Raw genomic sequence first — 22,517 nt, 5'->3', positions numbered from 1 at the left:
TGGTTGGAGCAGTTAACCTGACTCTAGGTATTAGTCATAAAATAAATACCAATAAACGCAGTTATTACTTGAAACCGCGAGACCTTTAAAACACAATATCGCAATAAATTCAATATTGATTAAACGTCTATATAGCCACGCCATTTACCAGCTTTAGCAGTTACTCTAACTCTCGTAGGCTCGAGGGTGTTGCTTACTTGAATCACATATTTTCTCCCATGATGCTTTTGAATCTACAAATAAATGATGCGCCACCTTTAGTTTTTTATCACCGGAAGTAAAGGTGCCAACTGGCAAATACATTCTACTTTCATCATTTTTTCCTGGAAGGACGGAGCCACATATCTTACAAAAGCTCGTATGCCAGTCATGTCCAGGCTTAGACCAATAGCTAATTTCACTCTCTCCTTTAAGCCAACTAAAATATTTATTTTCCACGACAGCCACGGCGATTCCTCCACTACCTGTGGATTTTCTGCATATAGAGCAGTGGCAGACATATACATCCGAGACATTCAGATTCACTTTAAAAGCGACAGATCCGCAATTACATTCACCCTTGACCAAGTCAATCTCCCCATAGATATCTAGCAATCCAATAACTTTCTCCAAAACCGCAGCATATAAATAAGCAATAATCGAGTTCACTATACTGAATTTTGTAAGTCATAGGCATCTCGATTTATTCTTCTTACAGGATTTTGCGCTAAGATATTGCTCCGTACAACTTTCCAATAAAACAAGCTGTAGCATATTTTTATCAACTATCCGATGCGCTACCAAAAACTCCTAGCCGGATAACTTCAAACCGAAAAAGACCGCGCACCACGTTCAGTTTTCTGACCCGAATCGTACTTGCTATTTTCTTATGGGAGCACCATGCCTATTAAAAATAATTATCTTCGGCGTAAAATTTCTCAAACAAGTTAATCTAGGCCGAGCCTATATGAAATTTTTTGTCTTAATGTTTAACATTCTTTTTAGCTCTATAAGCACGGAAACTTGCTTTGTAGAATATCCTTCTTCACCCCTGCTTTCCAAGCAAATATCAGATCTGACTAGCAATTATCATTGCCGGTTCGATCGAAAACTATCCTTAGTTTTTCTAACCTAGAAGGTTTAATCTGAAAATTGGGCAAAAACCTCTTCTCCTGTCATATTTGTTGTTTCATTGGCGAACGTATAATATTTCGGCTTTTCTTCAATAAAGATCTGGTGGTCAAAATTTAACTTCTGCACTTCATCAAATAATCCAACAGGAACTATATATTGATCATTTTTCTTTAATTTATAGAAAAGATGTGTTCCACAGAGTGAGCAAAATCCACGCTCTGCCCATTCTGAGGAAGAATAAGTAAAGATATTATGTTCCCCCGCAAAATTTACTTCCATATTACAGTCAACTGCCAAAAGGGGGCCACCACCCCATTTTCTGCACATATTACAATGACAGGCTCCGACGTTCTCCGGGCACATAGATAATGCTTCGATTTTAACCTCTCCACACAAACAAGCTCCCTTGGCTTCGGCCCTTTTACTCATAATTTACCCCTAACTATATTGACTATACATTGATCGATATATAAATTTTTTTCGCAATCAGAATCTTCTCTGTTATCCCACTCCGTTAAGTTATCTATAACCAACCTTAATGTAGTATTCAAGTATTTCCGGACAGTACGTTAAGATTTTCTTCCATCTCTGCGGGAGGCACACCATCGTTGTGCTGATGTCGGCGTTCCCAGTTGTAGTAGGTCATCAGGTAGTAGCCGACATCTCGCCGCGCTTCGGCGATTGAATCGTAGCCGAGAGGTGGCATTTATTCGCTTTTCAAACTACGGAGCCGCCTTTCCATCGGAGTACAGCCCAGCAAAAACCCGAAAGCTAAAAAGTAAACCATTGCTTTCATAGTAATTCTTATCACCGCTGGCTGGGGCAGCTTGCCTTGTGCTCAGTCTGCGTGAAAACTGGAGCGCGGCGACCGCGCATAAAGTGCACAAAGTTAGCTGTCGGCCTGCAGCGGCTTGTTATGCATCTTTTTGCTGCTCTGGACAATACTAATACCTTTGATTAATAACCATAGGCCAAATGTGATTTCAAACAAAGCACCTGGCAGCATCAGATCTCTCAATACTTCAGGCGGACTAAGTAATAGTATATTCGAGAATCCATAGACTATCATCGAGATGTATGTGAAAGCTCCCCAAAGAGCCAACCACTTCGGTACATAACTTGATACGTAAAATAAATACATAAAAATAGTTGCACCGATACCCATTATGATTAACAAAACATCCCACATCGAACCGCTCATTTTCACAAAAATACTTGCCAATACGTGCAATTGTTCATGCTTAAATACAGTCGAGTATTCCTGGTTCTTTAAAACCACTATGACGCTCAATATAACAATTGTTGCGACAAAGCCGAGAAGCCCCTCTCCAAATCTGAAAAGCAGTGCCACAAGAGCAATGTTTTTGTTTACTGTTTTTGTAACTAAGTACTGCGCCCAAGATGCCCAAATAACAGCGATAAACATAATAATATCGATAGCCTGAGCAAATCTAAATCTTGCTTCTGTTTCATCGAATACCGAGAAGTCGTATATTCCCTCCTTGAAAAGCATCGAATTGGACATCCCTAAAATTATATAAATTAAATAAGCGGCACCTAAATGCTTAACATATAGCTTAAGTGACGATTGAACATTTTCCATCAAAAATTCCCTTTTATCGACATCTGTATCTAACGCCTTAGTTTGGAATCTGCATAGCGCGTCCCGTGGAAGGCACGCTTTTTGCGGCTGTAACGAACAACACTAACTTGTTATGTATTTAGACTACACCTAAACGCCAATGTATACTGCGCCAACTCAATTGACTCCCAGTCATCCGATTGATGCACAGGCATATCAAGATTCGATTTGATTTGCTGCTCACCATTCTCGTAAACCCGCAATTCAATACGGGCGACATCTTCGATAAGTTGACGTTTCAGCGATATAGCTCCATTTTCATCAATCTGCTCTTGCTCGGTGACTTTGATCTTACTTTGCTGGAGCAATTCATCCTCTTGAAATAGACCGATATCGATTAGCAACTATCTCTCCCATGATGCATAAAGCCGCCAACACGGGCAGAAAGGAGCAGCGAAGCTGCGGAATGTAGGTTCAGCCAACTTTGCTGGCGATCGTGCTTGGCTTTGTTACATGCTGGACTAGACACCTTGCACAACCTTTAATTTGGAGAACCTGACGTTTAATTTGGGGACACCCACTATAGAAAGAACTTTATTCTTTAGCTCGATAGACATTGTTGCAACAGCTTCTCCCCGCTGTATGTATGGGCCTCCAGGCAGATCCCAATCATAGACGTAGAAGCCCAACTTAGAGAAATCAGACCATACTTCAGGGCTACCCCAGTTGGGAGAATCCAGTGAATTCGATATCTCATCATGGCTAGTGAAGTTTGCCAGTATACTATCAGGAACGAACCCTTCACCTACCGTAGAGAACAATCCGATATTTCCATCGATATCCTCGGCGTACCAGTCGAATTCTCTGCCTTCTATTTCTTCTTGATAAGTAGTCATACTTGGTGCACGTAACGCCCACGGCAGGCGCGGAGGGCCGTAGCTTCACTGCCCAGGATTTTATACTGGTTCTTGAGCAGGCCTATTGCCGAGTACACGTACTCGGGCTCACCTCTGGACTTGATTTGCTCCACTACAGTGCTATAAGAAATTACACCATATACTTCATTACGGTTCAATAGCACTACAAACCAGCCCGACCCCGTAATTTCCTCAAGCTTCCCACAAGAAGTCTCATTTCTTACGTACTTCATATAACGACCAGACTGATAGCCCCAGCCATGGAGCAATTCCAAAATTGCCACAGCAATAATTTGGCCTTCTTCTGACTCAGATAGCGAATCACTATGAAGTTTTACAACCGCAACATCTGTTGCCGTACAGACAGAATTCTCCAAGTCTTTTTGGAAATCAGGATAAATATATTGAAACTCACCATCTGGTGATAATGGCGGAATGATAGTTGGACGAACTGGTGAGCATGCCAGTACTTTACTACTGACAAGCAAAAATAGAAGGAAACAGTACTTTAGCTGCTTCATAGCATAACAGTTTATTAAAGAGCCAGTGGTTCATTATCATATGGCTAATATTTCTAGTCTATTACACGCAAATCCCTAACCAAGTTTATAGTTTGCAATAGGTTATAGAGTTCTGCTTAATACGCAACCAGTTATAGCAGACCATTGGTTCAAGTCGCCTGATACAACCAGTGGGTCTTGAACACTTTTCGCCCTCATGAGAATCAATAAGTTAGACAAGGTTTTCTGTGGATGTCAGTCGTGGCTCTTTAGTTCGGCCCTTGGCAAAACCTGAATTCTGAATACTACCTACAAGGGTGAACAAGCCGGGCCTGCACTCGGCTTTTTGCTTATGAAACGAATACCTTCGCAGTCTAAATGTACTCCTCCCCACGCCTGCGCGGTTTTGGGCTTTTGGCTGGTCAACGAAATGGGGGAATACCTTATCTGTCCCTGTTTCTGGGCCAGGGACTTTTTGCCCTTTTCATATACTGAGCACATTGAAAAGAGCGTGAACGGTCAAAACGGGGCCTTCCAGCATACTACCCACACTGGAAGGCAGTCTCCGCGGCCATCAGCGCTGATCTTTTGCTTTAGGGGTAAAAACAGAGGGTATCGAGCTTCAGAACTGAAACTACTGATTTTAGGTTGACACCTTAAACGAAAAAGAGCGGTATCAACTCGCTTGATGCCGCTCTTATGATCCTTCAACTTATTGATTTTGAAGGATTTTATTGGTGGGTCGTGCTGGATTCGAACCAGCGACCAATTGGTTAAAAGACTTCCCTTGATATTAGTTTTTTTCTATCAATTTCAACAAGTTAGGGGCTTTCACGTGTCCCACACTGTCGCGTAAAGGAACTTCTAAGTTATTGATTTTTGGTTCTAAAAGGCACGTTTTGGGACAGGCAAGCTGTATATTCACACAGTATTTCTACCCCCTATACCAGGACAACCCGATATAGTCGGCAAGCGCATCGGCGTCAGAGTCAAAGGGGTAGACACCCAGGAGTTGCGAGGCAAGTCTCAGGCTGAATAGGAGCGGGCCTAGGATATGAGTATCATAGGCGTTTGACTACTATTGGGTAGGTTGACCGACAAGGACTGACTAACTTATTGTTTTTATTGAACTTTTATCTTTAAATCTATGATTTCAGTGCTTCCCAATCTACTATGGCTGGAGGGCCAAATTTGGTGGTCGGGATGTGTCGCAGCTTTAGCGCATATGAAAGCTGAGGTTAGAGAACGTCAGGCTTGAGCGTATGTATGTAGACAAGGTCATAGAAGAATAATTAAAAAAAACATAAAGTTAGGTGTTGAAAGAATGTTGGTTTATCCTAAAGTAGTCAAACACCTAGGACCTGGACTTTGAGAAAGGTTTCACAGAGGAAGCTATCTCACCTAACAAAGAGATAGCTCCTGTATTGTTGAGAGAACATTCAGACATTGCAGAAAGAACGTGAAGTTAGAGCTTCAAGAAGTTGTTCAGAGAACTCTAAGTTAGAAATCGTTTGTAAGTTGAGGTTTATGGTTTCTCATAAGCCAGAAGCATCTGAAGAAGAGGTAAATACAATATCATGCAGGTCCTGGACTTTAGAAAAGATTTCACAGAGGAAGCTATCTCACCTAACAAAGAGATGGCCGCCTATGAGGCTCTTTGGCTGGAGAAAGGAGCCTCTTTCAAGACGATTGCGAGTAAATTCGAGCGCGCCGGTGGCGCCACCCCTTCGGCTTTCCTTACAGATGAAAAGGTGGTCCAGCTGGCTTTGCGGTTAAAGGAAACCTTGAAGCGCCGTGACGTTGCCCGCTTTGGGGTCTGTATCCACGGCACTACTGAATATCCAGAGAGCTTGCGCGACGCTGACCACCCTCTAGAGCTTTTCTATTACCAAGGCTGGTGGGATTTAGTCCATACACCATCCGTGGCTGTGGTTGGCGCTCGAAAGGTGACAGAGGAGGGTCGGCGTCGAGCCGTTAGGCTTACTCGCCATTTGGTAGAGGATGGTTTTACTGTAGTTTCTGGGCTTGCTGAAGGAGTGGATACTGCAGCTCACAACGCCGCCCTTGAAATGGGCGGCAAAACAATAGCAGTTATTGGCACTCCTCTCTCTCACTTCTATCCAAAGCAAAATCGTCAGCTTCAAGAGCATATCGCAAAGGAGCACCTGATCATCAGCCAAGTGCCATTTCTGCATTATGAGGAGAGAGACTACCGCAGCAATCGCCAGTTCTTCCCCGCCCGCAATGTAACCATGTCGGCCTTGTCCCAGGCGACAGTGATTGTGGAAGCTTCCGATACCTCCGGCACCCTGTATCAGGCGCGTGCCGCCTTGAAACAGGGCCGCAAGCTGTTTATCCTGGATAGCTGTTTCCGTAACAACGCTATCAAGTGGCCAGCTAAATACCAGGCTCGGGGAGCCATACGAGTAAAAGACTACGACGACATACGCAGCCATCTGCACGCCCATGACAAACCGCAAACGCCTTCTGATGGAAATCGACGACGAGACCCGTTGTGACCACTGGTACCTGGAAGCCCATGACCGCTGCTTCTACTTCGGCCATTACACCCCAAAAAAATACATTAAAGGCGACGTTTGGAGCCACAGTCCGACAAACAAACTCATCTACAACCTTAAAAAACCGCCAGGGGCAAGGTGGCAAAAGTATAAAACGCAGGCAGAGCAGAAGGTAGCTCGGCTATTGGCGGACCACAATAGCTTTCAAGACTATATCTTTGTCCCGGTACCACCCTCGAAACAAAAGGGCCACCCAGAGTACGACGATAGAATGATTCGTATTCTTCACTACTTACGTAAATTAAGGCCCGAAGTTCAATTTTTAGAACTGGTGCGGCAAACGCAGTCTCTCAGCCCTTTTCATGTAGCGGGCGCCCGACTGCCTCCGAAAGACTTGGTGAATTACTACCAAATTGACGATCGCGGACAGCCTCCACTGCCGCCGGGTGCTAAATTGATAATATTTGATGATGTGTTGACCACCGGAAGTCATTTCAAGGCCACGCAGACTAAGTTGAAAGCTCATTATCCGAAAAGCGAAATTGTTGGATTATTCGTGGCTCGGTGTGAAAGACCATAGCTGCTTTTTTGATTATTCCGATTGGCACGATTGATTTTAACTGTATTTTTAGACAGTATTGTAAGCTCTCTCGCGACAGCAAAGGCCATAGGCAGGGTCTGGTCCTTAGAGGTATCCTTACACCATGAGAACACTGATCCTTACCCTCCTCTTCCTCCCTACCCTGGCCCTCGCTCGACCCGTAGAGGTAGTCTCAATCTACGACGGTGACTCCTTCACAGCCAATGTCCCAGGATGGCCCGATATAGTCGGCAAGCGCATCGGCGTCAGAGTCAAAGGGGTAGACACCCCGGAGTTGCGGGGCAAGTGCCAGGCTGAAAAGGAACTGGCGCGAAAAGCCAAACAATTCGCCGTCACCCTGCTCCGTGGTGCCCAGGAAGTTCGCCTTGAGGAGATAGAGCGGGACAAGTATTTCAGGTTATTAGCCGAGGTATGGGTAGATGGTAAGCGGCTAGATCAGCTGCTTATAACCGCTGGCCTCGGGTATGAGTATCATGGGGGCAAGAGGCGGAATTGGTGCGGTAAATGATCTTACAGATCACAAATTATATTGAGACATTGTAACCAATTTTCCACTTTCAAAGGTTGTTGTTATATAAAGAAAATGCTCACTTCCCCATCCGTGCATCTCAAAAGACTGACCACTAAAATATACATCACTTTTTTGCCCCAAAATAGATTCCACTTCTTTGTATGTCATCCCCTTCCTCAACATCTTAAATTGAGATAGCGATATGCTTGGTTTGGACGATCTAATAGAATCAAGCAAACCTGTTTTTTGATCGTAGCTTATGCTAACCAACCCACCCTCCGATTTTACCACAGGGCTGTTGTCTCCTCTGGATATATACTTGTCATAGACATCGGGAGAAAGATACGTAACAATAGAAGATAAGCTTCCAGCTAAAGTTATATATAACAACATCTGCTTTTTTGTATAGCTGCTCATAATTTTCCTTTTACTCAAAGTTTATATAGTACGCAATGTGACCGCTATTATTCCGATTACTAATTCTGAAGCAACTCAATGCTATTGTATCGGTGATTTTATATTGCACAGAGAACTATCTTCAAGCGCAGCTCCCACTTAAGGCGTTTGTGTCTGGATTCGGTTTTCCTTTTTAAGCCACCTTTGCGCTCACATTCTTTTGGCACAAAATCCATCTGTCCTGTCGATTTAAACAATCTTATATCGTGAGTCGAGATATAATATCCAAATGAATGAGAAAACCAGACAGCTAATCGAAGAAATTTCTTTTGCACTTGGCTTGGCAGCTATCTTTATCGCACCCTTTGTGAAAGACTGGCATTTTTCATAAGTGGCTACTGATTAACCACATCTAAGGCCCCAACCAAAGGGGCGAGTGATTTGCCTTCCCTCCTTTGGGATATTACTGGCATATCTATAATCTCAGCATCCAGAACGCCGCGAGCCCGCCGCCCCTTGTATCCAAGTTCCAGTAACCTCAATGTTGCCCGCTCAATTACCCCAAGGCTTTCTTTCAGAGAATTTACCGCCACGCCTGTCGGTCCATCCCCAAGCGCAGTACCTGGTACCGGGATGCGTAGCTCACCGACCCTGGCTATAGCCTCAAGCGCGGATAGCTCCTCAGGCTCCAGGATCTCTTTCAGCTTCGGTTTGCCGATCCCATCGATAGCCTTGCGGAACTCAGCGCCACTGAATGTGCGCTCACCCTTCTGGTTGGTGGCCAAGGCCTTGGTCGCGCGGTCACGGAGATGCACCAGAGTCTGTGCGCGCAGGTCATTCCAGGCCGACTTACCCGCCTCACCCAGCTCACCGTCGCCGCTGTTGAGGTAGGTTTTCAGCAGCTTCAAGTCATCCACTTTGCCGCCCTTGCCGACCACCAGCCTGCCAAAAATGTCCTCTGGCGCTATGCCCCCCTCGAGTATCTGCTTCACGACGGATTTATTGTTCTGGTAGAACTTATGCTTCTTCACCTGTTCCAGCGCCTTGCGCGAGCGGGACATGGCATTGCGTGCCTGCTTGTAGAAGTCGTCGCCAGCAGCTCTGAATACATCTTCGTCCAGTGCGCTCTTCAGGTCGTGTAGAACCTGCTTGCCTAGCCCGTTGGTGGCGCTGTGGTGCTGGTTGATCTCCTGCCGAATCATCCGCTCTGCCTGCTCTGGCGATACCCTGGCCTGCACCTTCAGCCCTTTGGGCGCGATTATGCCCTGGGCGCGCAGAGTGCCTACAATGGACCTCAACACATTGTTGATCGCCGGATCTTTGGCCGCATTGGCCCGTAGCGCTTGCTCAAATCCATTGAGCGAGACCTCGACGCCACCCTTCGCCGCCTCGTCGGCTTGTCGGTAGAGCCCCGAAACCAACTCGTCTTCGAACAGCAACCGGCGAGTGATGGCATCCTCAATTGCATAGCCAGTCTCATGCGCTTCACGGCTGGCGCCGCCCGTGGCACCGGCCAGCTCGTCGACTCGCTGAGTGAGCTGTGAGTCCTGCTCTTCCAGGGCATTACGAATCGCACCGGAGTGCTTTCCCAGTTCCTGCTGTTCGCGGAAGTCGTCAGCGGAGCGGGTCAGCTGTGCCCGGGTAGGCTTCACCCCAACGCGCTCGAATGCCCGACGGCGAGCCTGCTGCTCGGCAGTTTCCACTGCAAGCTGGGCCTGCTTCGCATCGATCTTGCCAGACGCCACCAGCCGTGCGCCCTCGCGTGTGATGCCATCCTCGTCGGCCAGTGCTGCAGTCGGCTTTTGTGGCATCCTGGCTAGCCGGGAAGCCGAAGCACCGGCGGCGACCGGCAAAGCCAGCGCACCCAGCATTTCACCCACCTGGCGGCCAGTCTCACCGCCCACGGCCTCCCCGGCAGCACCCCCCAACTCAGTCCCGGCACCAGCCAGCCCACCAAGTGCCGCATCAGCGGCGGCACCGCTTTTGCCCGCCTCTCGCAATGCTCCAGACAATGCCCCCTCTGAGCGTGATGCCATTGCCGGCAGCTGCTGGGCAGCATTACGGACCAAGGCGCCGCCAGATACGGCCGCAGGCGCAAACTCACCTCCAGCCCGAACAACATCTTTCGCAAGGCCCTCTTCCATGAAATTGCCGGCAGTTCCCGCACTGAGCGCATCAGTCAGACTCGGGACGCGAAACTCGGATCCAGCCAGCTCGCTAACCGCATTGATCTGATCAGTGGTCAAGAAATCGGCCAGCTCCGTCGCACCACGATTCACTGCCGCCATGAACTCTAGTGCCGGAGAAATCACCGCTGCTGCGTCTGCTATGGGAGCGGGGTCTCGAAAGCTTCCGCGAGAGCCTGTTATGGCGCCCTGTGTTGTCGGCCCTGCTGCCTCAAAGTCCCCAGCGGTCGCCAAGCCGGCAGCGATGGCTTTGCGCCGGATTTCATCCTTTCCGGTCCCATCAGGAACGCCCTTTATGACGACTCCGCTCGGTAGTATTACTTCCATCGGCATTACATGTCACTCCAGTTTACGGTTGTCAGTTTGGCCTGGCCGCCATTGGCATCAGCGGCTGATTCGGGACCATCACGCTGAATATCAGCACGGTCTATACCCAGCTTGGCCCGCACGATGTTATCGACCATTTCCATTTTGGCCCGGCGTGCTTCTGGATGGTCTTTACGGGTGGGAAGCATTTCAATCAGCAACTCCTGATCCTTGTCAGTAAAGGTGCCTTCGCCAGACTCGCGGAATAACGATTTCAAGATGGGCGCCATGGCCGAGATAGCGCCATCGGCGATCTGCGCTCCGGCGCTAAACGCTGGAAAGCGGCCGGCGATGGGGTTGGTGGTAGTGCCTTCAAGACCCTTTGACAGCCCGTCTACAGCGGCCTGATAGGCGCTGAATGCAGTGCGATTAGTTTTAGCTAAGTCTTCCCTATTGGCCTGATTCCTGGCTTCTTCACCCGCTGTGACTTCCGCAGCCTTGGTGTTTGCCCGGTCTTTGAGGATTTGCTGCAGCTGTTCATCGCTGAGCATTTCAACGGGCTTTCCGCCGGCGGTATTGTAGAGCTGGTTGCCCATACGCTCGACGGTATCGCGGCGCAGTGTCAGATACTTCTCCTGCTCTTCAGGCGGCAAGGCTTTCCAGTATTGATACTCTCGTACAGCTGCAGGCGCCTCTACTTCGGCCGCCATGGCTTTCTGTTCTTGCATGACCTTTTGCAGATTCAGATCACCGGCCCGCTGGCGGTTCCGGTCGGCGATTGCCTGCAGTTGGTCCAGACGGGCATTGTGCGCGGCAAACACCTGTGAAGGATCGCGTCCATGGTAACCGGCGCTCATGGCCGATAGCATTCGCCCAATACCGCCTAACTTGTCACCTTTCAACTTGGCGATACGGTCCTCGGCCTCGATCGCTCGCTGATTGGAATCATCCATAGCCATCGCATAGGGGTCATTTGGATCTATCAGCGGTGACTGTTTCGCCCCAACAAAAAGTGAGTCCAGGGCGCCGCGTGGCTCCCCAATCGTTAATATTGGTCGCATAATTCAACCTATTGATTGACCAGAAAAATGGTATTTGCTTGAATCCCCAAAAAAGGGGGACTGTATGCGGGTAATAGCAATTCTTTTTTCGTTGGCAGTAGCTGGATGCGCTTCACAAGCCAATATTAATAGTTGGCAGGGTGCCAGCCTGTCCGAATTGGTTATGGAGTTCGGAACCCCAACAGGAGAAACGACTTTAGAAAGCGGGCGTATGATCGAATTTGAGCGTACCGTCTTCATTGATGGCACATCATACACTTGTTACCGGCGCTACCTGCTCAACGAGGCTGGACGAGTAATTGAAGAGCGTTTATCCGGTAGTTGTAGCTAGGAATTTCCAGGCGTCTTAAATGCCGTCCACATATCCCCAAAACCAGTCATAAACCCACCCAGCGCCCCCAGTGGTGAACCATTCTGGGCCTGGGTTGACTGGCTCAGCAGTATCGGATTACCGATTGCGCCCTGGTAAAGCTGGAGCTTTTGCCAAGGTGCCATCGCGACCTGCTGCATATAGTTCTGCATCGCATTCCCACCCTGCCCCATCGCGTTGATACCGCCATAGCCAAAGTTGAAGGCATTGCCCATGCTGTTGTTGTAAAGGTTGCCGGCCGTGTTCAAGCTGTTGCCAGCCACATTGGCGTTGAGGCTGTTGGTATTGAGCGCGGCATTCTGGTTGCCGGCTGCTTGGTTTGCTGCGACGTTCACCGCCTGGTTGTAGGCATTGGAGCGAATACCAGCGGCCACATCAGAGGCGCGATCATCCGCTCCCCGCTGTGCGATGGCCTCGGCAACTCCTCTGCGACTGGAACCAGCATTACCGCTACTCACGGCACTGGAGGCGATACCCGGCAACTGCTGTTCATTCAGACCACGATATATATCCCGGGTACTGGCGGTGATTTGCGAATCCAGCAGGTCGTTATCAATCAGTGAGTTTACGGTGTCCATATTCACACCGTTCTGCATAGGGGCGTTGAATCCCCCATTCCCCATCACCTGGCTCAAATAGTCCTGCATGGCGTTGGCGGTATTCCCGAACCCACCAGCCATATCCGCCATTTGGTTGCCATATCCCTGGGCCGTATTGCCAAAACCCATCGCCGCCTGAATGTACTGCTGCATCTGAGGCGATAGATCCGCTACCGGCGACTGTCCAGAATTGTATAGTTGTTGAGCCTGGCCCCATATATCCTGCAAGTAGGGAAGCTGATCTCCATCCAGGAAAGTGTGGCTTTTACTCTCGCCATTGCCACCAAAAAGACTGTCCAGAAAACTCATAATTTCACCCTATGAAAAGAGACTCAGTATCCCCTTGACCAGTGGATCCTTTTTAAGGGAATCCTCAAACGATTTTCCAGCGTTGGAAAAATCAAATGTAGCCAGATCCCCCACCATGCGCATGGTATCGCCGGTATTGGTGCCGAGCTTCCCGTCCAACTTGTCCAGTGCTGGCGCCCAGCGTTGATGCGCGTCCTGCTCAAACACTTTGCCGTCAATTAGATCAAGTGCGTAGTCACTGGTTTTCTCGTCCCTATAACCATTCTTTTGGGCATGATTCTCGTTAATGGCAATGATTGCCGCCAGCGCTGCCCAAGGCCCCATTGAAGCCATCCAGCTCGAGCCACTCCCGGCTGAGCTTCCCGCCACAGATTCGCCACCCGCAAATTGCTGGTACATATTCCAGCCCTGCATCGGGTTTAGGCCACCGTTCTGTTGCCCGGACTGCTCCAGCAAAGGCAGTAGCTCCGCCTTCTCAACTTCCCAGTCAGGTAAATAGGGGTTGTAACTGTAATTGATCATAATCAGTCATTCCGACTTTCTAATGGCCTTCAGGCACCCGGTATTCCCATTGTCGCGATCGACTGGTGCACTGCTAGGCGATTGCACACATCGACAATACAGCTGGACACCAGGTCGCTGACTTCATTGGCGACCTGTATTTCGCCTCCGTCAGTCTGCAAGGTTTTAGTGGTCACATAGATTCGATCCATCTGATCGCCGGCCGCGTCGGCCTGCACGTTGTTTTGGTCGTCGATGACCGCAATGGTGCATTTTAGTACTGCTGTCGCGGGGGATTCGCTGTTGGCCATCTCGTTGGTTTGTGTCACTGAGGCCCGCAGGATGGTGCCGGCGGAGTGGCCATCATCGATCACATAGGCAAATTGCCAGGATTCCAGTCCGGGCACCGTATCCAAAGGGGAAAAGCTTGGCATGTCTGTTTCCTATGGCTTGTGCGGTTGGTTGTGGGTAATCACCCGGTGTTGGGGATCGATGCCAGCCGCATAGCTGATGCCCCCCACACTGATCTTGTACACGGTGCGCAGGCCTGCGCATTGGACATGGGTAACGGTTTCCCAGGCGAGGGGGTCGTCGTTATGCAGAACACCGAGCAGGACACCCCGGGCATTCTGGGCTTCGTAGACGACGCCCTCGCGGTCGGTGACCGGGGTTTCCCGGCTGCAGATTATCTTGGCACCACTGCTGGTGGTGAGCTGGACACAGGGCACGTCGTCCTGGGGTTTCACGGCCTGAATAGCGCCCTTGTGAATATCCGGTTGTCTGGTATCCCAACAGTCGATTAGATCGTCCACGCTACAGTGTTCCGCTTTTAGGTCATCCCGCAACCACATGCCTGCGGCAACGCACCAGGGGTCCGGCGGTGTGGTACTGCCGCCGCCATTGGCAGGTGTGGTGATAGTGCCCACCTGGCGACGCCAGGTGTGGGCGGCAAGCGTATGAAAGTTCCTGGTGGCTTTATAAGTGACGGCCCCACCTTTGGTGCCTGGGTCATCGCAGTAGACATAGTATTTCCGGCTGAACGACAGCCCGCTAATACTGCCGGCGTTGTAACTGACCAGACCAAAATCAAACTGCACGTTATGGGCGGCAATATTGATCCTGGCGGTGCTGCCGGCATCGACAGCCGACAGCGCGGAGCTGGTGGGCAGACTGGCAATGCCGGATTGGATCAGGGGTAGATTGCGCTGGTCCTGAATTTCCACCACATCGATTTTGAAATAGTCAACAATTGTGCGGCCGGGTTTTTCGCTATAGTTCGCCAGAATCAGTGGGCTAAAATAGCGTACATCTCTTTGCAGTTGCGCCGGGCTGCCGATACCGCTGCCGGCCACGTAGTTTCCAGTGGCATTGCCTTTAAAGTAGGAAACGTACTTTTTCCAGGAATCCGGGCCATGTGCGCTGGCCGTTACGCCCGCCGCGGTCAGGTAGTGCTGCCCACTGATTGTTTCTGCTCCGTTTGTATTGCAGAGGTTGCCGAGCTTGTCGAAACCCGCTACGCCGAGGTACAACAACCGCGACAAGTCGCCCTCGTTATAAACAAATACACGGCACTCAACACGGTAGAGTTTTTCTGGATCAAACGGTACTTTTGTCCCGCTATACATATACACTCCGCCGTCCGATTCAGCCTTACCCAATAGCGCCGCGCTACCACCGACTTTTACGTTAGCGCTACCGCCTGCCGCCGTATAGTCAGCCAGCATCGAGGCGTCACCAATTGGCACCTCCCAGGCGCCCATCCACACCGGATCGGAAAAGTCTTCAAGTACGGTATGACGCATGGTGCGGATCTGCGCCCACTCCTGGGCCGTGGCGCCCACAGTGGCACCGTCTTCCGGCTTGCCAGGGCCGTAGACTTTCCCCCAATCCGCCAGGGAGCCGGCAATCTGGTCGATTTTGTTGAGTAGGGTTTGTCGTGCGGTATAGACCGCCCGCCATTTGGTGTCCCAGGTGCTGCGATTAATGGACGTGACGCTGGCGGTATTGTCCCAGCCAGTTCCGCTGAGGTAATCCGATAGCGCGGTGATGGCACCACTGTAGGCGGTTTTCTCGGTGGTGATGTTGTAACGGTTTGCCTCTGCCTCGTTACCTGCCTGCTCCGCCAATAGCTGGCTGTACTCGCGGATGACCTGGGGTTTTTCCGCCGGGTGTAGTTTGCTGTCCGCGGCAATATCCCCCAGGTCAGCCAGTGCTGTTTCGGCATCCGCTTTCGCACCGTCGGCCGCATCCCGGGCAGCGGCGGCCTTGGCGTCGGCAGCGGAGGCATCCAGCAGTGCCTCGGGATCGCCACTGCCGCCCAGGGTGACGACGATTCCTCCATAGGTGCCGCCATCGCCGGAACTGGCCCATACAGAGATTTCATTGACCCCTGTCTGTAGCGTGACGGGAAAGCTGTACCACTGGCTAACGCCGTCCTGTCCGCTCATTACCCCAACCTGGGCACCATTAAAACCAACCCGGGCGCCGCCCTCGGCATCGTTGGCCAACACATGGATATAACCGCGTCCTACCGAAGCATTAAACGTAAATTTGGTGCCGCCGGCATAGTTGGTGCTTTGGGGCCAGGCCAATCCCAGGGGCCGGCCATCCCACTTGAACTGCAGGGCGGCGCCGGTTACACCCGAATCCCGCGCCTGCTGCGCAATAGCATTGAGCAGGGCTTGTCGCGCACCGTATACCTCCTGCCAATTCAGGTTCCAGAGAATGCGATTGATAGGCGTCGCCGCATCAGTGTCATTCCAGGCGGGGCTCAGGGTATCTAGATAAAGATCAAGCGTATTTAAGCTGCCAGCGTAGCTGGATTTCTCAGTTGTGATTCCGGCACGATCCGCCTGCGCTGCAATCCCGGGTTGCTCTGAGAACAGTTGTGCATATTCACGAATGACAAGTAGTTTTTCATTCTGGTGCAGAATTCCATCGGCAGCGATGCTACTCAAGTCCTCCAGCGCGGCATCAACATCGGCCTGAGCGTCATTGATCAACGACTCCAATATGGCAGAAATCTTATTCAGCAGGATTTGTCGACGGCTATAAACCTCCTGCCATTTTCCGTTCCAGGTGCTGCGACCAATACTCGTGGTGCTATTGGTTGCATTCCAGGTTGGCGTCAGGCCCTGCAGATAGCTAGTGAGCGCAGAAATTGCACTGCTGTAATTGACTTTCTCGGTTGATATGCCCAAAGTCTCGGCCTGGATCTCAATACCGGATTGCTCTGCAATAATCTCATTGTATTCCCGATTCGCAGTCAGTTTCTCTGCAGGGTGAAGCTGGCCATCCGCAGCGATGTTATCGAGATCTTCGAGGGCTTCCTCGGCGTCAGTCTTGGCGGTAGCGGCTGCCTGTGCAGCGTTGTCAGCCCGCGTGCGCGCATCATCCGCATCACCTTGGGCATCCTTCGTCTCTTTCTCGACACGGGTGTACAAACGCTCGATGGACATGAATTCACGGCGTATAAACTGCCAGAGTTCAGCCAGGGAACGCGGGACACCGGGCCCCGTTCTATAACTCATCGTCCATCCGCCGGCATTAAATCAAGATCCCAGCCGGTCAGCCGCCAGAAACCACCGCTCACAGACTCCACCTTGATGGCCAGATAACGCGCCTTTATACGAAAGTGCAGGTCCAGGCCGCTCGCAACGTCGAAGACCTTGGGGTTTTTCCAGCGCACTGGACCCGTGGCGGTCTTGGCGCCGCCCACTGTGATCTTCACCTGCCCTACACCACTAAACTGCGGAATAATGCGGCGCAGGCTTTTCAATCTACCCGCCGCTTGTGGCAATACTTGATCGAGGTCGATACCCGAGCGCTCCAGGTACACCGATTGGGTGGCATCACCCGTCGCCAGAAAGTCTGTTTCCATGAGGTCCGTGTCAGTGAGGTAGTACATCACCGGGAAATAGGAGGTGTCGGTCAGCTCACCAAATGTCAGGTTGAGGTCTGAAAAAGAGACACCCATCGCATCCAGGTCATCAAACGTAATGACCTCACCGGCTTTGGCCGCAAAGAACGCGCAATGTACTTTGGGCAGGTCGCAAAAGGTGAAAGTATCATCCAGCCAGTTGTACACCAGCGCCCGATTCGCCGGACCCTCGGCGTTGGTGCTGTAGATGGTCCAGATTTCTTTGGTTTTATGGTTGGTGACACAGCGTACAGACTCGCGTTGACCAAGCTCACCGTAAAAGGTCCGGTTGACCCGACGGTGCGCCATGGGCCTTATGGAAAGGCCGTCATGTACGAAAATCTCTGTGGCGCCCACCACAAAGTGCTGCCGGTCAAACGCCGCCACGGCATCGCGGCAGAGTATTCCTTGATCGAAAATAGTTTCGAAGGAAAACACATACTCTCCACCCACCAGCTGCATCAAATAGGTGGCATCACGGCTGTAGACGATGTTGGCGGAGCCCATTGGAAGGCAGTCGACCAGTTTACTCGCCCCGGAATCAATCGGATTGGCGCCCGCCAGATTGGATGTATCGGCAACGTCCCACGTCTCAGGTACAGCGCCCGGCTCAGCCTCATCACTCCAGCGCACAGTATTAGGGTATTCCACTCCGCCCTCTATAACCCCCAGCGCGATCAGAAAATTTTTATAAGGCCGCACACAGTCGGCTCGCAGGTCCGAGGGCCAATTGGGTAGGTCGATAAACGCTATATCATTGGGGCCCTTGATCTGTGGTACATCCACGCCATTATTGAAAATAACGGACTCACCCCAGGTGGTGGAATGCCAATCACTCCCCGTATAACCCCCATCGGTAAAAGCGGAGCCTGTACGATCGACAAAGGCTTCGTTCTCACGAAAGTAGAGCCGGCTCGCGCTGGCGTAGGCGAGCTGCGGTGTCTCGTTGGCGATCCAACCGGTGCCCCATACCGCCACATCCGCGAGGGATTCAATAGAGACAGGAGCCGGCATGGTCTGGGCAGCGCCATTGGAAAAGCGGACGTTTTGCGCCTGGCTGAATTCGTTTATCTGCAATTCATAGGCAGGCGAGTCCGCATTGACGCCACGCTCACCGAGTTGCCGTACTGGTATCAATGTCATTCGCCCGGATCCGCGTCACTCAAGCCGGCCTCGATCATGGCGTCAGCAATCGCTGTGCCAATCGATTCAGAGGTCACTTCGGAGGTCTTAATGATCCAGCTCAGCGCCATGCTAGGCGGAATAGTGCTGACCTCGTGTTTATGTGCTCCACTATTGGAAATCCCGTGAGCATGGGGCTTTCCGCCACCCTCGCTTTGAATGGTGAGGGTCTTGCCATCTTTGTCGGAAGGGTCATAGTCAGGACCGAAGTTCGAGCCTTCATTGCCAGGATAGGCGAGCACCCGTTGACTACCCGCGCCGTGACCGTGGCTCGGCATCTCCTCGATGGTTACCGCGTGCCCCTCAGTCGTCCCGTCGTGGTTGTGGTCACCTGCCTCGCTCGTGTCGGCCGTGGCACTACCGTAATTGCTGCCCTCTTCGTATGTGGTGTCCGCACCGATAACGGCCCTACCGCGCAGATCGGGCGTATCATTGGTGCCATCCGCCAATTGCCAGCCTTCGGGAATGGGTGCGTAGCTGGTAAGCCAGGGCTTGATAGACCCCTTTTGCTCCAGATGAGGCAGAATCGCCACACCAAGAGCGGTACTGACAGCAGACACACCTGCCGGCAGGGCGTTGACCCTTTCCTCTGACAAGGTGACATTCTCGGTACCAGTGAAACCGCCAAAACTGCTTTTGAGCGCAGCTTTAATCAACCGCACATGGTCATCGGCCGTGCCGGCGGCGTCCCCGCGAACCGGGTTTGTCGCCACCAGTTCAGAAATGTTCGTAGCGTTTTCTAAAGCCATGGACCGCTCTCACTTTTTAGTAGGCCGCGCTCGATATGGACGCGGAACCGGAAATCTCTTCCGTACTGGCCGCGTCGTTGAGCATTTCAATAGCGTTGGCAAATTGTGATTCCCACAAACTTATCCGTTGATCGTTCTCAAGGAATGGCTCGGCGGCCACCAGAGCACCAAACAGGTAGGCGTCAGGCGCGACGCTTAGCACCGCATTTGAGGTCTCGGTAGTAGACAACTCGAAACCCCGCCAATACGAAAGCATCCAGCGATAATCCGCATCGGGAACCGGCCATACCTTTAGCGTATCGCCATGGCGAATAAAGCTGGTTGGCGTGCCGACCTTGGCTGGTTTGCTAAAGAACTGTACGTCCGTGAGCCTGCTCAGCGGCTTACCATTGACGTAGAATCGCTTCGCCTGCCTGTAGCCGTCGGGAAGCGCCCACTCGTCACCATCAGTCGCGAGGCGATCCTTCACAGCGATACTGGAGTTTTCGGCAATACGCAGTTCGCGAAAGAGGCGCGCCTCACCCAACCGGATAAAGTCGGGCACCCGCGCCAGGATCTCATCGTCATCACCGCGACTTATCCAGTCCGCAACGGCTTGCTGCAGTTCCCTATAGTTGGAAATCGCCATTTAGGCCCCCTGGAAGTATTTTTGGGACCATCCCCCCACAACACACTGGGGATATTCGCTATGGATGATCCGATCAAACCTGCGCTGCATGGCCGGAGACATTTTCCCGTAGCTGGCCGCGTCCATTTCCCTGCCGTGTTTCTTCCAGATTTCCATCTGTACTGTGTTAGGGATACGAAAACGTGTGCGACGGTATTCACCATCAACCGCACCTGCCTCAACCTGGTGCCGGCAGTTTTCCATCATGGCGCGAAAGGCGGCATCATCGTCCCGACGCACCTGATAGACCTTGCCATCCTCGACACGGAAGTCTTCTACGGTTCTAGTCATCATCCACCCAATAAAAAAGGCGCCCGGAGGCGCCCTGCTGCTGCGATTTATGAATTAAGCGGCTGGATCGATATGGTCGATCACAAACCACGTCTTATTGTTGAGGACATCGCCACAACCCTCCCATTTCCACATCATCGGCTGGGAGTGACCAGTGACCGCCAGAGTCTTCAGCTTGGCCGGCTGCAGGACGGCCACATCAGCGTACTCGGAGTCGATCCCGAGAATGGTGGTGCTGTCCATGAAGCGGCCCTTCACCACCGACAGGGAGCCGTGTGGCGTGTCAATAATGTCGATACAGTCCACAAGGCGCTTGTCCTCAATATCGCGGTTGCGGCCGGTCTGCTGAGCAAAGCCGGCAATAGCGTCCGCGTGCTCCGGATTGATCAACAGCGTATCCGGGTTGCCGCCGGAATTGTACGCCGCCAGTTGACCCTTCTTGATAGAGGCCTCTCCGTTGGCGGCTGTGAATTTGGTCGCTGTAGTGCCGCCATCCCCGGAGTGATCCACGCGGTTGTCCGCATGCACTTGACCAGCGAGGCCCGCCATACGTGCCGCCGTGCTGGAACCATCACCGGCCACTGCGGCCTGAGTGGGCATACCGGTCATGGCGTGCTCGCCATCGTTCTTGAGTTCCCGCAGCTTTACTGCTGACTGGTCGCGCAACTCGGATTTGCGGCCGTGCTTTTTAATCTCCTCCAGGGTATCGGAGATTTTGAAGGCCTTGTCCATCAGCTGCACGCGATTGGAGCGCAGCACAGTCGGGGTGTAGGTCTTGGTGGGATTATCGTCACCTTCCACAACCGCATTGTCACCGGCCGCAGTCAGGTCGCGCTGCTGCCACTCGTGCAGCTTGCCGGTCGCCTTGGCTTTCTTGGCGATGTTCATATAGGGGGTGTCGATGGTTTTGGTATCAAAGATCGCGTCTTTGAAGTCCTCGGCATTGCCGACGGAATCATAAGTAGTCGTCATGGGAATTCCTCAGAGCCCAAGCTGGGCATCCACCTCTGCCGCAATCACCCGGTTCTGGGCGCTGCGATCACCTTTGGCGGCCAAAGTGCGGTCACGCTTCAGTTGATCGGCGCGCTTCTGCGCCTGGGTGCGGGGCTTCGATGCTGCCTTTTGCTTGATAGTTCTCTTAACAGATTGGGGTTTGGGTTCAGCCTTGACCTTTTGCGCCTTTGCGGAGCGCATATTGGCAAGCAATGCATTAATCACCCAGGGGCGGACCTCCTGCGCGATCTCTTCACGCGGCACGCCGCTTTCCACGGCGTAGTCCAGTACCTGGTGATACAGTGTGTTGCTCCAGTCCGCGTGCATCTCCTTCAGGGTGGCGACAGCCTCTTGAGCCTTGCGCTGAAACTCGGAATCGCGCTGCTCTTTCGCCTTGTCCTGTAGTTGCTTGACGGCCTGCTCTACTTGCCGGTGGCTAGTCATGGCCTGCTGAAACTGGCCCTGCAGCGCCTGGTATTTGGCCGGGTCGCTGACTTGCAGCGCTTGCCAGTCAATACCCTGAAACTGCTGTAACGGCGCTTTCAATTGCGCCTCCAGGAATCCCAGAATTTGCTCCGATTGCTCCAGCTTGGAGTCCGCGCTCTTCTGGGTTTCGGCCAGCTTTTGATACTTCTTGGTGTACCCCACCTGAAAGTTTTTCTCGGCATCGCGCCAGGCTTTCACCTGCTTAACCGATACCTCTTCGCCGTCGATATTGAGCGTGGCGTCGTCGGACAGCTCAGTGCCACTCTCGTCATCTTCGGTGTTCTCTAACTCTTCTTCCTCAGTATCGGCATCGTCCTCGGTCTGCTCCTCTTCGGAGTCCTCGGTCTCAACCTCTTCCTCGGTTTCAGTGTCAGCTTCAGGTTGGGATTCTTCCTCATCTGCGGTCTCGGTTTCTGGTTGGCCTTTCGGCTCCTCCACCTCGCCCATGACTTCGGAAAGTGCGTTGTCGAGCGCGTTGCGCTCTGTATCTTCGGAGTCCAGCATGACTGGTTATTCCTCGATTGGTTGGTAATAGGCTTTTAACTTTTCCGTAACGCGGGACAAAGCGCGGGTCTGGCGGTGCAGCTCTTCCCGCTGATTGGCGTTTTCGCAGTACAGCCACTCCCGCTGCAGGTCCGCCATCACATCTTTGACCGCCTGCTGAAAAACCGGCTGTTCCAGCAGTTCCCGGGCCCGCGCCTTGCGGTCAAGCGGGTGCAGGCAGGTCGATCCGACCCGCTTCAAAAGCTTTTTCATGGG

General features: G+C 51.8%; 24 protein-coding genes and 1 pseudogene. 4 read left to right on the top strand and 21 right to left on the bottom strand.

From position 1 onward, the window contains the following. Positions 1-165: 165 nt before the first annotated feature. The 7 genes and pseudogenes from ABVT36_RS09010 to ABVT36_RS08980 all read right to left on the bottom strand — a co-directional run bounded on the left by ABVT36_RS09010 (position 166) and on the right by ABVT36_RS08980 (position 4,133). Positions 166-648: a GFA family protein gene (locus ABVT36_RS09010; protein WP_368456267.1), complete on the bottom strand. Its 483-nt coding sequence runs from the start codon at positions 646-648 to the stop codon at positions 166-168. 471 nt (positions 649-1,119) lie between these two features. Continuing rightward, positions 1,120-1,542 carry a GFA family protein gene (locus ABVT36_RS09005; protein ID WP_368456266.1) on the bottom strand — a complete coding sequence of 141 codons (423 nt, stop codon included), beginning with the start codon at positions 1,540-1,542 and terminating at the stop codon, positions 1,120-1,122. Positions 1,543-1,660: 118 nt separating this feature from the next. Then, positions 1,661-1,858: pseudogene (locus ABVT36_RS09000) on the bottom strand (IS3 family transposase); the annotation flags it as partial. 144 nt (positions 1,859-2,002) lie between these two features. Next, entirely contained in the window at positions 2,003-2,716 is a 714-nt protein-coding gene (locus ABVT36_RS08995; protein WP_368456265.1) for a DUF4386 domain-containing protein, read from the bottom strand. 110 nt (positions 2,717-2,826) lie between these two features. Next, complete coding sequence (locus tag ABVT36_RS08990; RefSeq protein ID WP_368456264.1) at positions 2,827-3,099, bottom strand: hypothetical protein; 273 nt, start codon at positions 3,097-3,099, stop codon at positions 2,827-2,829. Positions 3,100-3,216: 117 nt separating this feature from the next. Further along, on the bottom strand, positions 3,217-3,591 hold the full coding sequence (locus tag ABVT36_RS08985) for a hypothetical protein (protein ID WP_368456263.1): 375 nt from the start codon (positions 3,589-3,591) through the stop codon (positions 3,217-3,219). After that, on the bottom strand, positions 3,588-4,133 hold the full coding sequence (locus tag ABVT36_RS08980; protein WP_367152753.1) for a hypothetical protein: 546 nt from the start codon (positions 4,131-4,133) through the stop codon (positions 3,588-3,590). Before ABVT36_RS08980 ends, ABVT36_RS08985 begins: the two co-directional genes overlap by 4 nt. 1,556 nt (positions 4,134-5,689) lie before the next feature. Here ABVT36_RS08980 and ABVT36_RS08975 point away from each other — a divergent pair. From ABVT36_RS08975 to ABVT36_RS08965, 3 genes are all read left to right on the top strand, one after another. Continuing rightward, positions 5,690-6,631 (top strand): DNA-processing protein DprA, encoded by a 942-nt coding sequence (locus ABVT36_RS08975; protein ID WP_368456262.1) that lies wholly within the window; start codon positions 5,690-5,692, stop codon positions 6,629-6,631. Next, positions 6,603-7,211, top strand: a complete 609-nt coding sequence (locus ABVT36_RS08970) for a hypothetical protein (protein WP_368456261.1) — start codon at positions 6,603-6,605, stop codon at positions 7,209-7,211. Before ABVT36_RS08975 ends, ABVT36_RS08970 begins: the two co-directional genes overlap by 29 nt. 124 nt (positions 7,212-7,335) lie before the next feature. Then, positions 7,336-7,740: a thermonuclease family protein gene (locus ABVT36_RS08965; RefSeq protein ID WP_368456260.1), complete on the top strand. Its 405-nt coding sequence runs from the start codon at positions 7,336-7,338 to the stop codon at positions 7,738-7,740. Between the two features lie 9 nt (positions 7,741-7,749). Here ABVT36_RS08965 and ABVT36_RS08960 read toward each other — a convergent pair whose 3' ends face one another. From ABVT36_RS08960 to ABVT36_RS08950, 3 genes are all read right to left on the bottom strand, one after another. Continuing rightward, on the bottom strand, positions 7,750-8,160 hold the full coding sequence (locus ABVT36_RS08960; protein ID WP_368456259.1) for a hypothetical protein: 411 nt from the start codon (positions 8,158-8,160) through the stop codon (positions 7,750-7,752). A 374-nt stretch (positions 8,161-8,534) separates the two neighbouring features. Next, a complete protein-coding gene (locus ABVT36_RS08955; RefSeq protein WP_368456258.1) occupies positions 8,535-10,427 on the bottom strand; it encodes a hypothetical protein in 1,893 nt (630 codons plus the stop codon). A gap of 230 nt (positions 10,428-10,657) precedes the next feature. Beyond that, the gene (locus ABVT36_RS08950; protein WP_368456257.1) at positions 10,658-11,692 is read right to left on the bottom strand and encodes a hypothetical protein; all 1,035 of its coding nucleotides are present in this window, start codon (positions 11,690-11,692) and stop codon (positions 10,658-10,660) included. Between the two features lie 64 nt (positions 11,693-11,756). Between ABVT36_RS08950 and ABVT36_RS08945 the strand changes: the two genes are divergently transcribed. Continuing rightward, on the top strand, positions 11,757-12,023 hold the full coding sequence (locus ABVT36_RS08945) for a hypothetical protein (RefSeq protein ID WP_368456256.1): 267 nt from the start codon (positions 11,757-11,759) through the stop codon (positions 12,021-12,023). Here the strand turns inward: ABVT36_RS08945 and ABVT36_RS08940 are convergent. Genes ABVT36_RS08940 through ABVT36_RS08890 form a run of 11 tightly spaced genes read right to left on the bottom strand, consistent with a single transcriptional unit; the run spans position 12,020 to position 22,514 of the window. After that, positions 12,020-12,970: a hypothetical protein gene (locus tag ABVT36_RS08940; protein WP_368456255.1), complete on the bottom strand. Its 951-nt coding sequence runs from the start codon at positions 12,968-12,970 to the stop codon at positions 12,020-12,022. The genes ABVT36_RS08945 and ABVT36_RS08940 overlap by 4 nt on opposite strands. A gap of 9 nt (positions 12,971-12,979) precedes the next feature. Beyond that, positions 12,980-13,492: a hypothetical protein gene (locus ABVT36_RS08935; protein ID WP_368456253.1), complete on the bottom strand. Its 513-nt coding sequence runs from the start codon at positions 13,490-13,492 to the stop codon at positions 12,980-12,982. Positions 13,493-13,521: 29 nt separating this feature from the next. Beyond that, positions 13,522-13,905, bottom strand: a complete 384-nt coding sequence (locus ABVT36_RS08930) for a hypothetical protein (RefSeq protein WP_367148980.1) — start codon at positions 13,903-13,905, stop codon at positions 13,522-13,524. A 9-nt stretch (positions 13,906-13,914) separates the two neighbouring features. Beyond that, positions 13,915-17,001: a hypothetical protein gene (locus tag ABVT36_RS08925; protein ID WP_368456252.1), complete on the bottom strand. Its 3,087-nt coding sequence runs from the start codon at positions 16,999-17,001 to the stop codon at positions 13,915-13,917. Then, positions 16,998-18,533, bottom strand: a complete 1,536-nt coding sequence (locus tag ABVT36_RS08920) for a hypothetical protein (protein ID WP_368456251.1) — start codon at positions 18,531-18,533, stop codon at positions 16,998-17,000. The genes ABVT36_RS08925 and ABVT36_RS08920 overlap by 4 nt, the downstream gene beginning before the upstream one ends. Beyond that, positions 18,530-19,321 (bottom strand): hypothetical protein, encoded by a 792-nt coding sequence (locus ABVT36_RS08915; protein WP_368456250.1) that lies wholly within the window; start codon positions 19,319-19,321, stop codon positions 18,530-18,532. The genes ABVT36_RS08920 and ABVT36_RS08915 overlap by 4 nt, the downstream gene beginning before the upstream one ends. A gap of 16 nt (positions 19,322-19,337) precedes the next feature. Beyond that, positions 19,338-19,949, bottom strand: coding sequence for a hypothetical protein (locus ABVT36_RS08910; protein ID WP_368456249.1), 612 nt, complete (start codon positions 19,947-19,949; stop codon positions 19,338-19,340). Continuing rightward, a complete protein-coding gene (locus ABVT36_RS08905; RefSeq protein WP_368456248.1) occupies positions 19,950-20,279 on the bottom strand; it encodes a hypothetical protein in 330 nt (109 codons plus the stop codon). Positions 20,280-20,333: 54 nt separating this feature from the next. Then, entirely contained in the window at positions 20,334-21,251 is a 918-nt protein-coding gene (locus ABVT36_RS08900; RefSeq protein ID WP_368456247.1) for a DUF5309 family protein, read from the bottom strand. Positions 21,252-21,260: 9 nt separating this feature from the next. Then, positions 21,261-22,262 carry a hypothetical protein gene (locus ABVT36_RS08895; protein WP_368456245.1) on the bottom strand — a complete coding sequence of 334 codons (1,002 nt, stop codon included), beginning with the start codon at positions 22,260-22,262 and terminating at the stop codon, positions 21,261-21,263. 6 nt (positions 22,263-22,268) lie between these two features. Continuing rightward, a complete protein-coding gene (locus tag ABVT36_RS08890; RefSeq protein WP_367148969.1) occupies positions 22,269-22,514 on the bottom strand; it encodes a hypothetical protein in 246 nt (81 codons plus the stop codon). Positions 22,515-22,517: the final 3 nt, after the last annotated feature.

Origin of the sequence: Microbulbifer sp. TYP-18 (genome assembly GCF_040932045.1) — a bacterium.
GTDB lineage: Bacteria > Pseudomonadota > Gammaproteobacteria > Pseudomonadales > Cellvibrionaceae > Microbulbifer.
The sequence above is the reverse complement of the archived record's forward strand: the minus strand, read 5'-3'. Positions and strand labels throughout refer to the sequence as shown.

Bases quoted from the DNA above. Each gene is read 5' to 3' on its own strand.
- ABVT36_RS08940 (WP_368456255.1), bottom strand. From the start codon at position 12,970: ATGAGTTTTCTGGACAGTCTTTTTGGTGGCAATGGCGAGAGTAAAAGC.
- ABVT36_RS08965 (WP_368456260.1), top strand. From the start codon at position 7,336: ATGAGAACACTGATCCTTACCCTCCTCTTCCTCCCTACCCTGGCCCTC.
- ABVT36_RS08920 (WP_368456251.1), bottom strand. From the start codon at position 18,533: ATGACATTGATACCAGTACGGCAACTCGGTGAGCGTGGCGTCAATGCG.
- ABVT36_RS08915 (WP_368456250.1), bottom strand. From the start codon at position 19,321: ATGGCTTTAGAAAACGCTACGAACATTTCTGAACTGGTGGCGACAAAC.
- ABVT36_RS08905 (WP_368456248.1), bottom strand. From the start codon at position 20,279: ATGACTAGAACCGTAGAAGACTTCCGTGTCGAGGATGGCAAGGTCTAT.
- ABVT36_RS08975 (WP_368456262.1), top strand. From the start codon at position 5,690: ATGCAGGTCCTGGACTTTAGAAAAGATTTCACAGAGGAAGCTATCTCA.
- ABVT36_RS08970 (WP_368456261.1), top strand. From the start codon at position 6,603: ATGGAAATCGACGACGAGACCCGTTGTGACCACTGGTACCTGGAAGCC.
- ABVT36_RS08900 (WP_368456247.1), bottom strand. From the start codon at position 21,251: ATGACGACTACTTATGATTCCGTCGGCAATGCCGAGGACTTCAAAGAC.
- ABVT36_RS08890 (WP_367148969.1), bottom strand. From the start codon at position 22,514: ATGAAAAAGCTTTTGAAGCGGGTCGGATCGACCTGCCTGCACCCGCTT.
- ABVT36_RS08935 (WP_368456253.1), bottom strand. From the start codon at position 13,492: ATGATCAATTACAGTTACAACCCCTATTTACCTGACTGGGAAGTTGAG.
- ABVT36_RS08960 (WP_368456259.1), bottom strand. From the start codon at position 8,160: ATGAGCAGCTATACAAAAAAGCAGATGTTGTTATATATAACTTTAGCT.
- ABVT36_RS08985 (WP_368456263.1), bottom strand. From the start codon at position 3,591: ATGACTACTTATCAAGAAGAAATAGAAGGCAGAGAATTCGACTGGTAC.
- ABVT36_RS08895 (WP_368456245.1), bottom strand. From the start codon at position 22,262: ATGCTGGACTCCGAAGATACAGAGCGCAACGCGCTCGACAACGCACTT.
- ABVT36_RS08925 (WP_368456252.1), bottom strand. From the start codon at position 17,001: ATGAGTTATAGAACGGGGCCCGGTGTCCCGCGTTCCCTGGCTGAACTC.
- ABVT36_RS08930 (WP_367148980.1), bottom strand. From the start codon at position 13,905: ATGCCAAGCTTTTCCCCTTTGGATACGGTGCCCGGACTGGAATCCTGG.
- ABVT36_RS08910 (WP_368456249.1), bottom strand. From the start codon at position 19,949: ATGGCGATTTCCAACTATAGGGAACTGCAGCAAGCCGTTGCGGACTGG.
- ABVT36_RS09005 (WP_368456266.1), bottom strand. From the start codon at position 1,542: ATGAGTAAAAGGGCCGAAGCCAAGGGAGCTTGTTTGTGTGGAGAGGTT.
- ABVT36_RS08980 (WP_367152753.1), bottom strand. From the start codon at position 4,133: ATGAAGCAGCTAAAGTACTGTTTCCTTCTATTTTTGCTTGTCAGTAGT.
- ABVT36_RS08950 (WP_368456257.1), bottom strand. From the start codon at position 11,692: ATGCGACCAATATTAACGATTGGGGAGCCACGCGGCGCCCTGGACTCA.
- ABVT36_RS08955 (WP_368456258.1), bottom strand. From the start codon at position 10,427: ATGGCGGCAGTGAATCGTGGTGCGACGGAGCTGGCCGATTTCTTGACC.
- ABVT36_RS08945 (WP_368456256.1), top strand. From the start codon at position 11,757: ATGCGGGTAATAGCAATTCTTTTTTCGTTGGCAGTAGCTGGATGCGCT.
- ABVT36_RS08995 (WP_368456265.1), bottom strand. From the start codon at position 2,716: ATGGAAAATGTTCAATCGTCACTTAAGCTATATGTTAAGCATTTAGGT.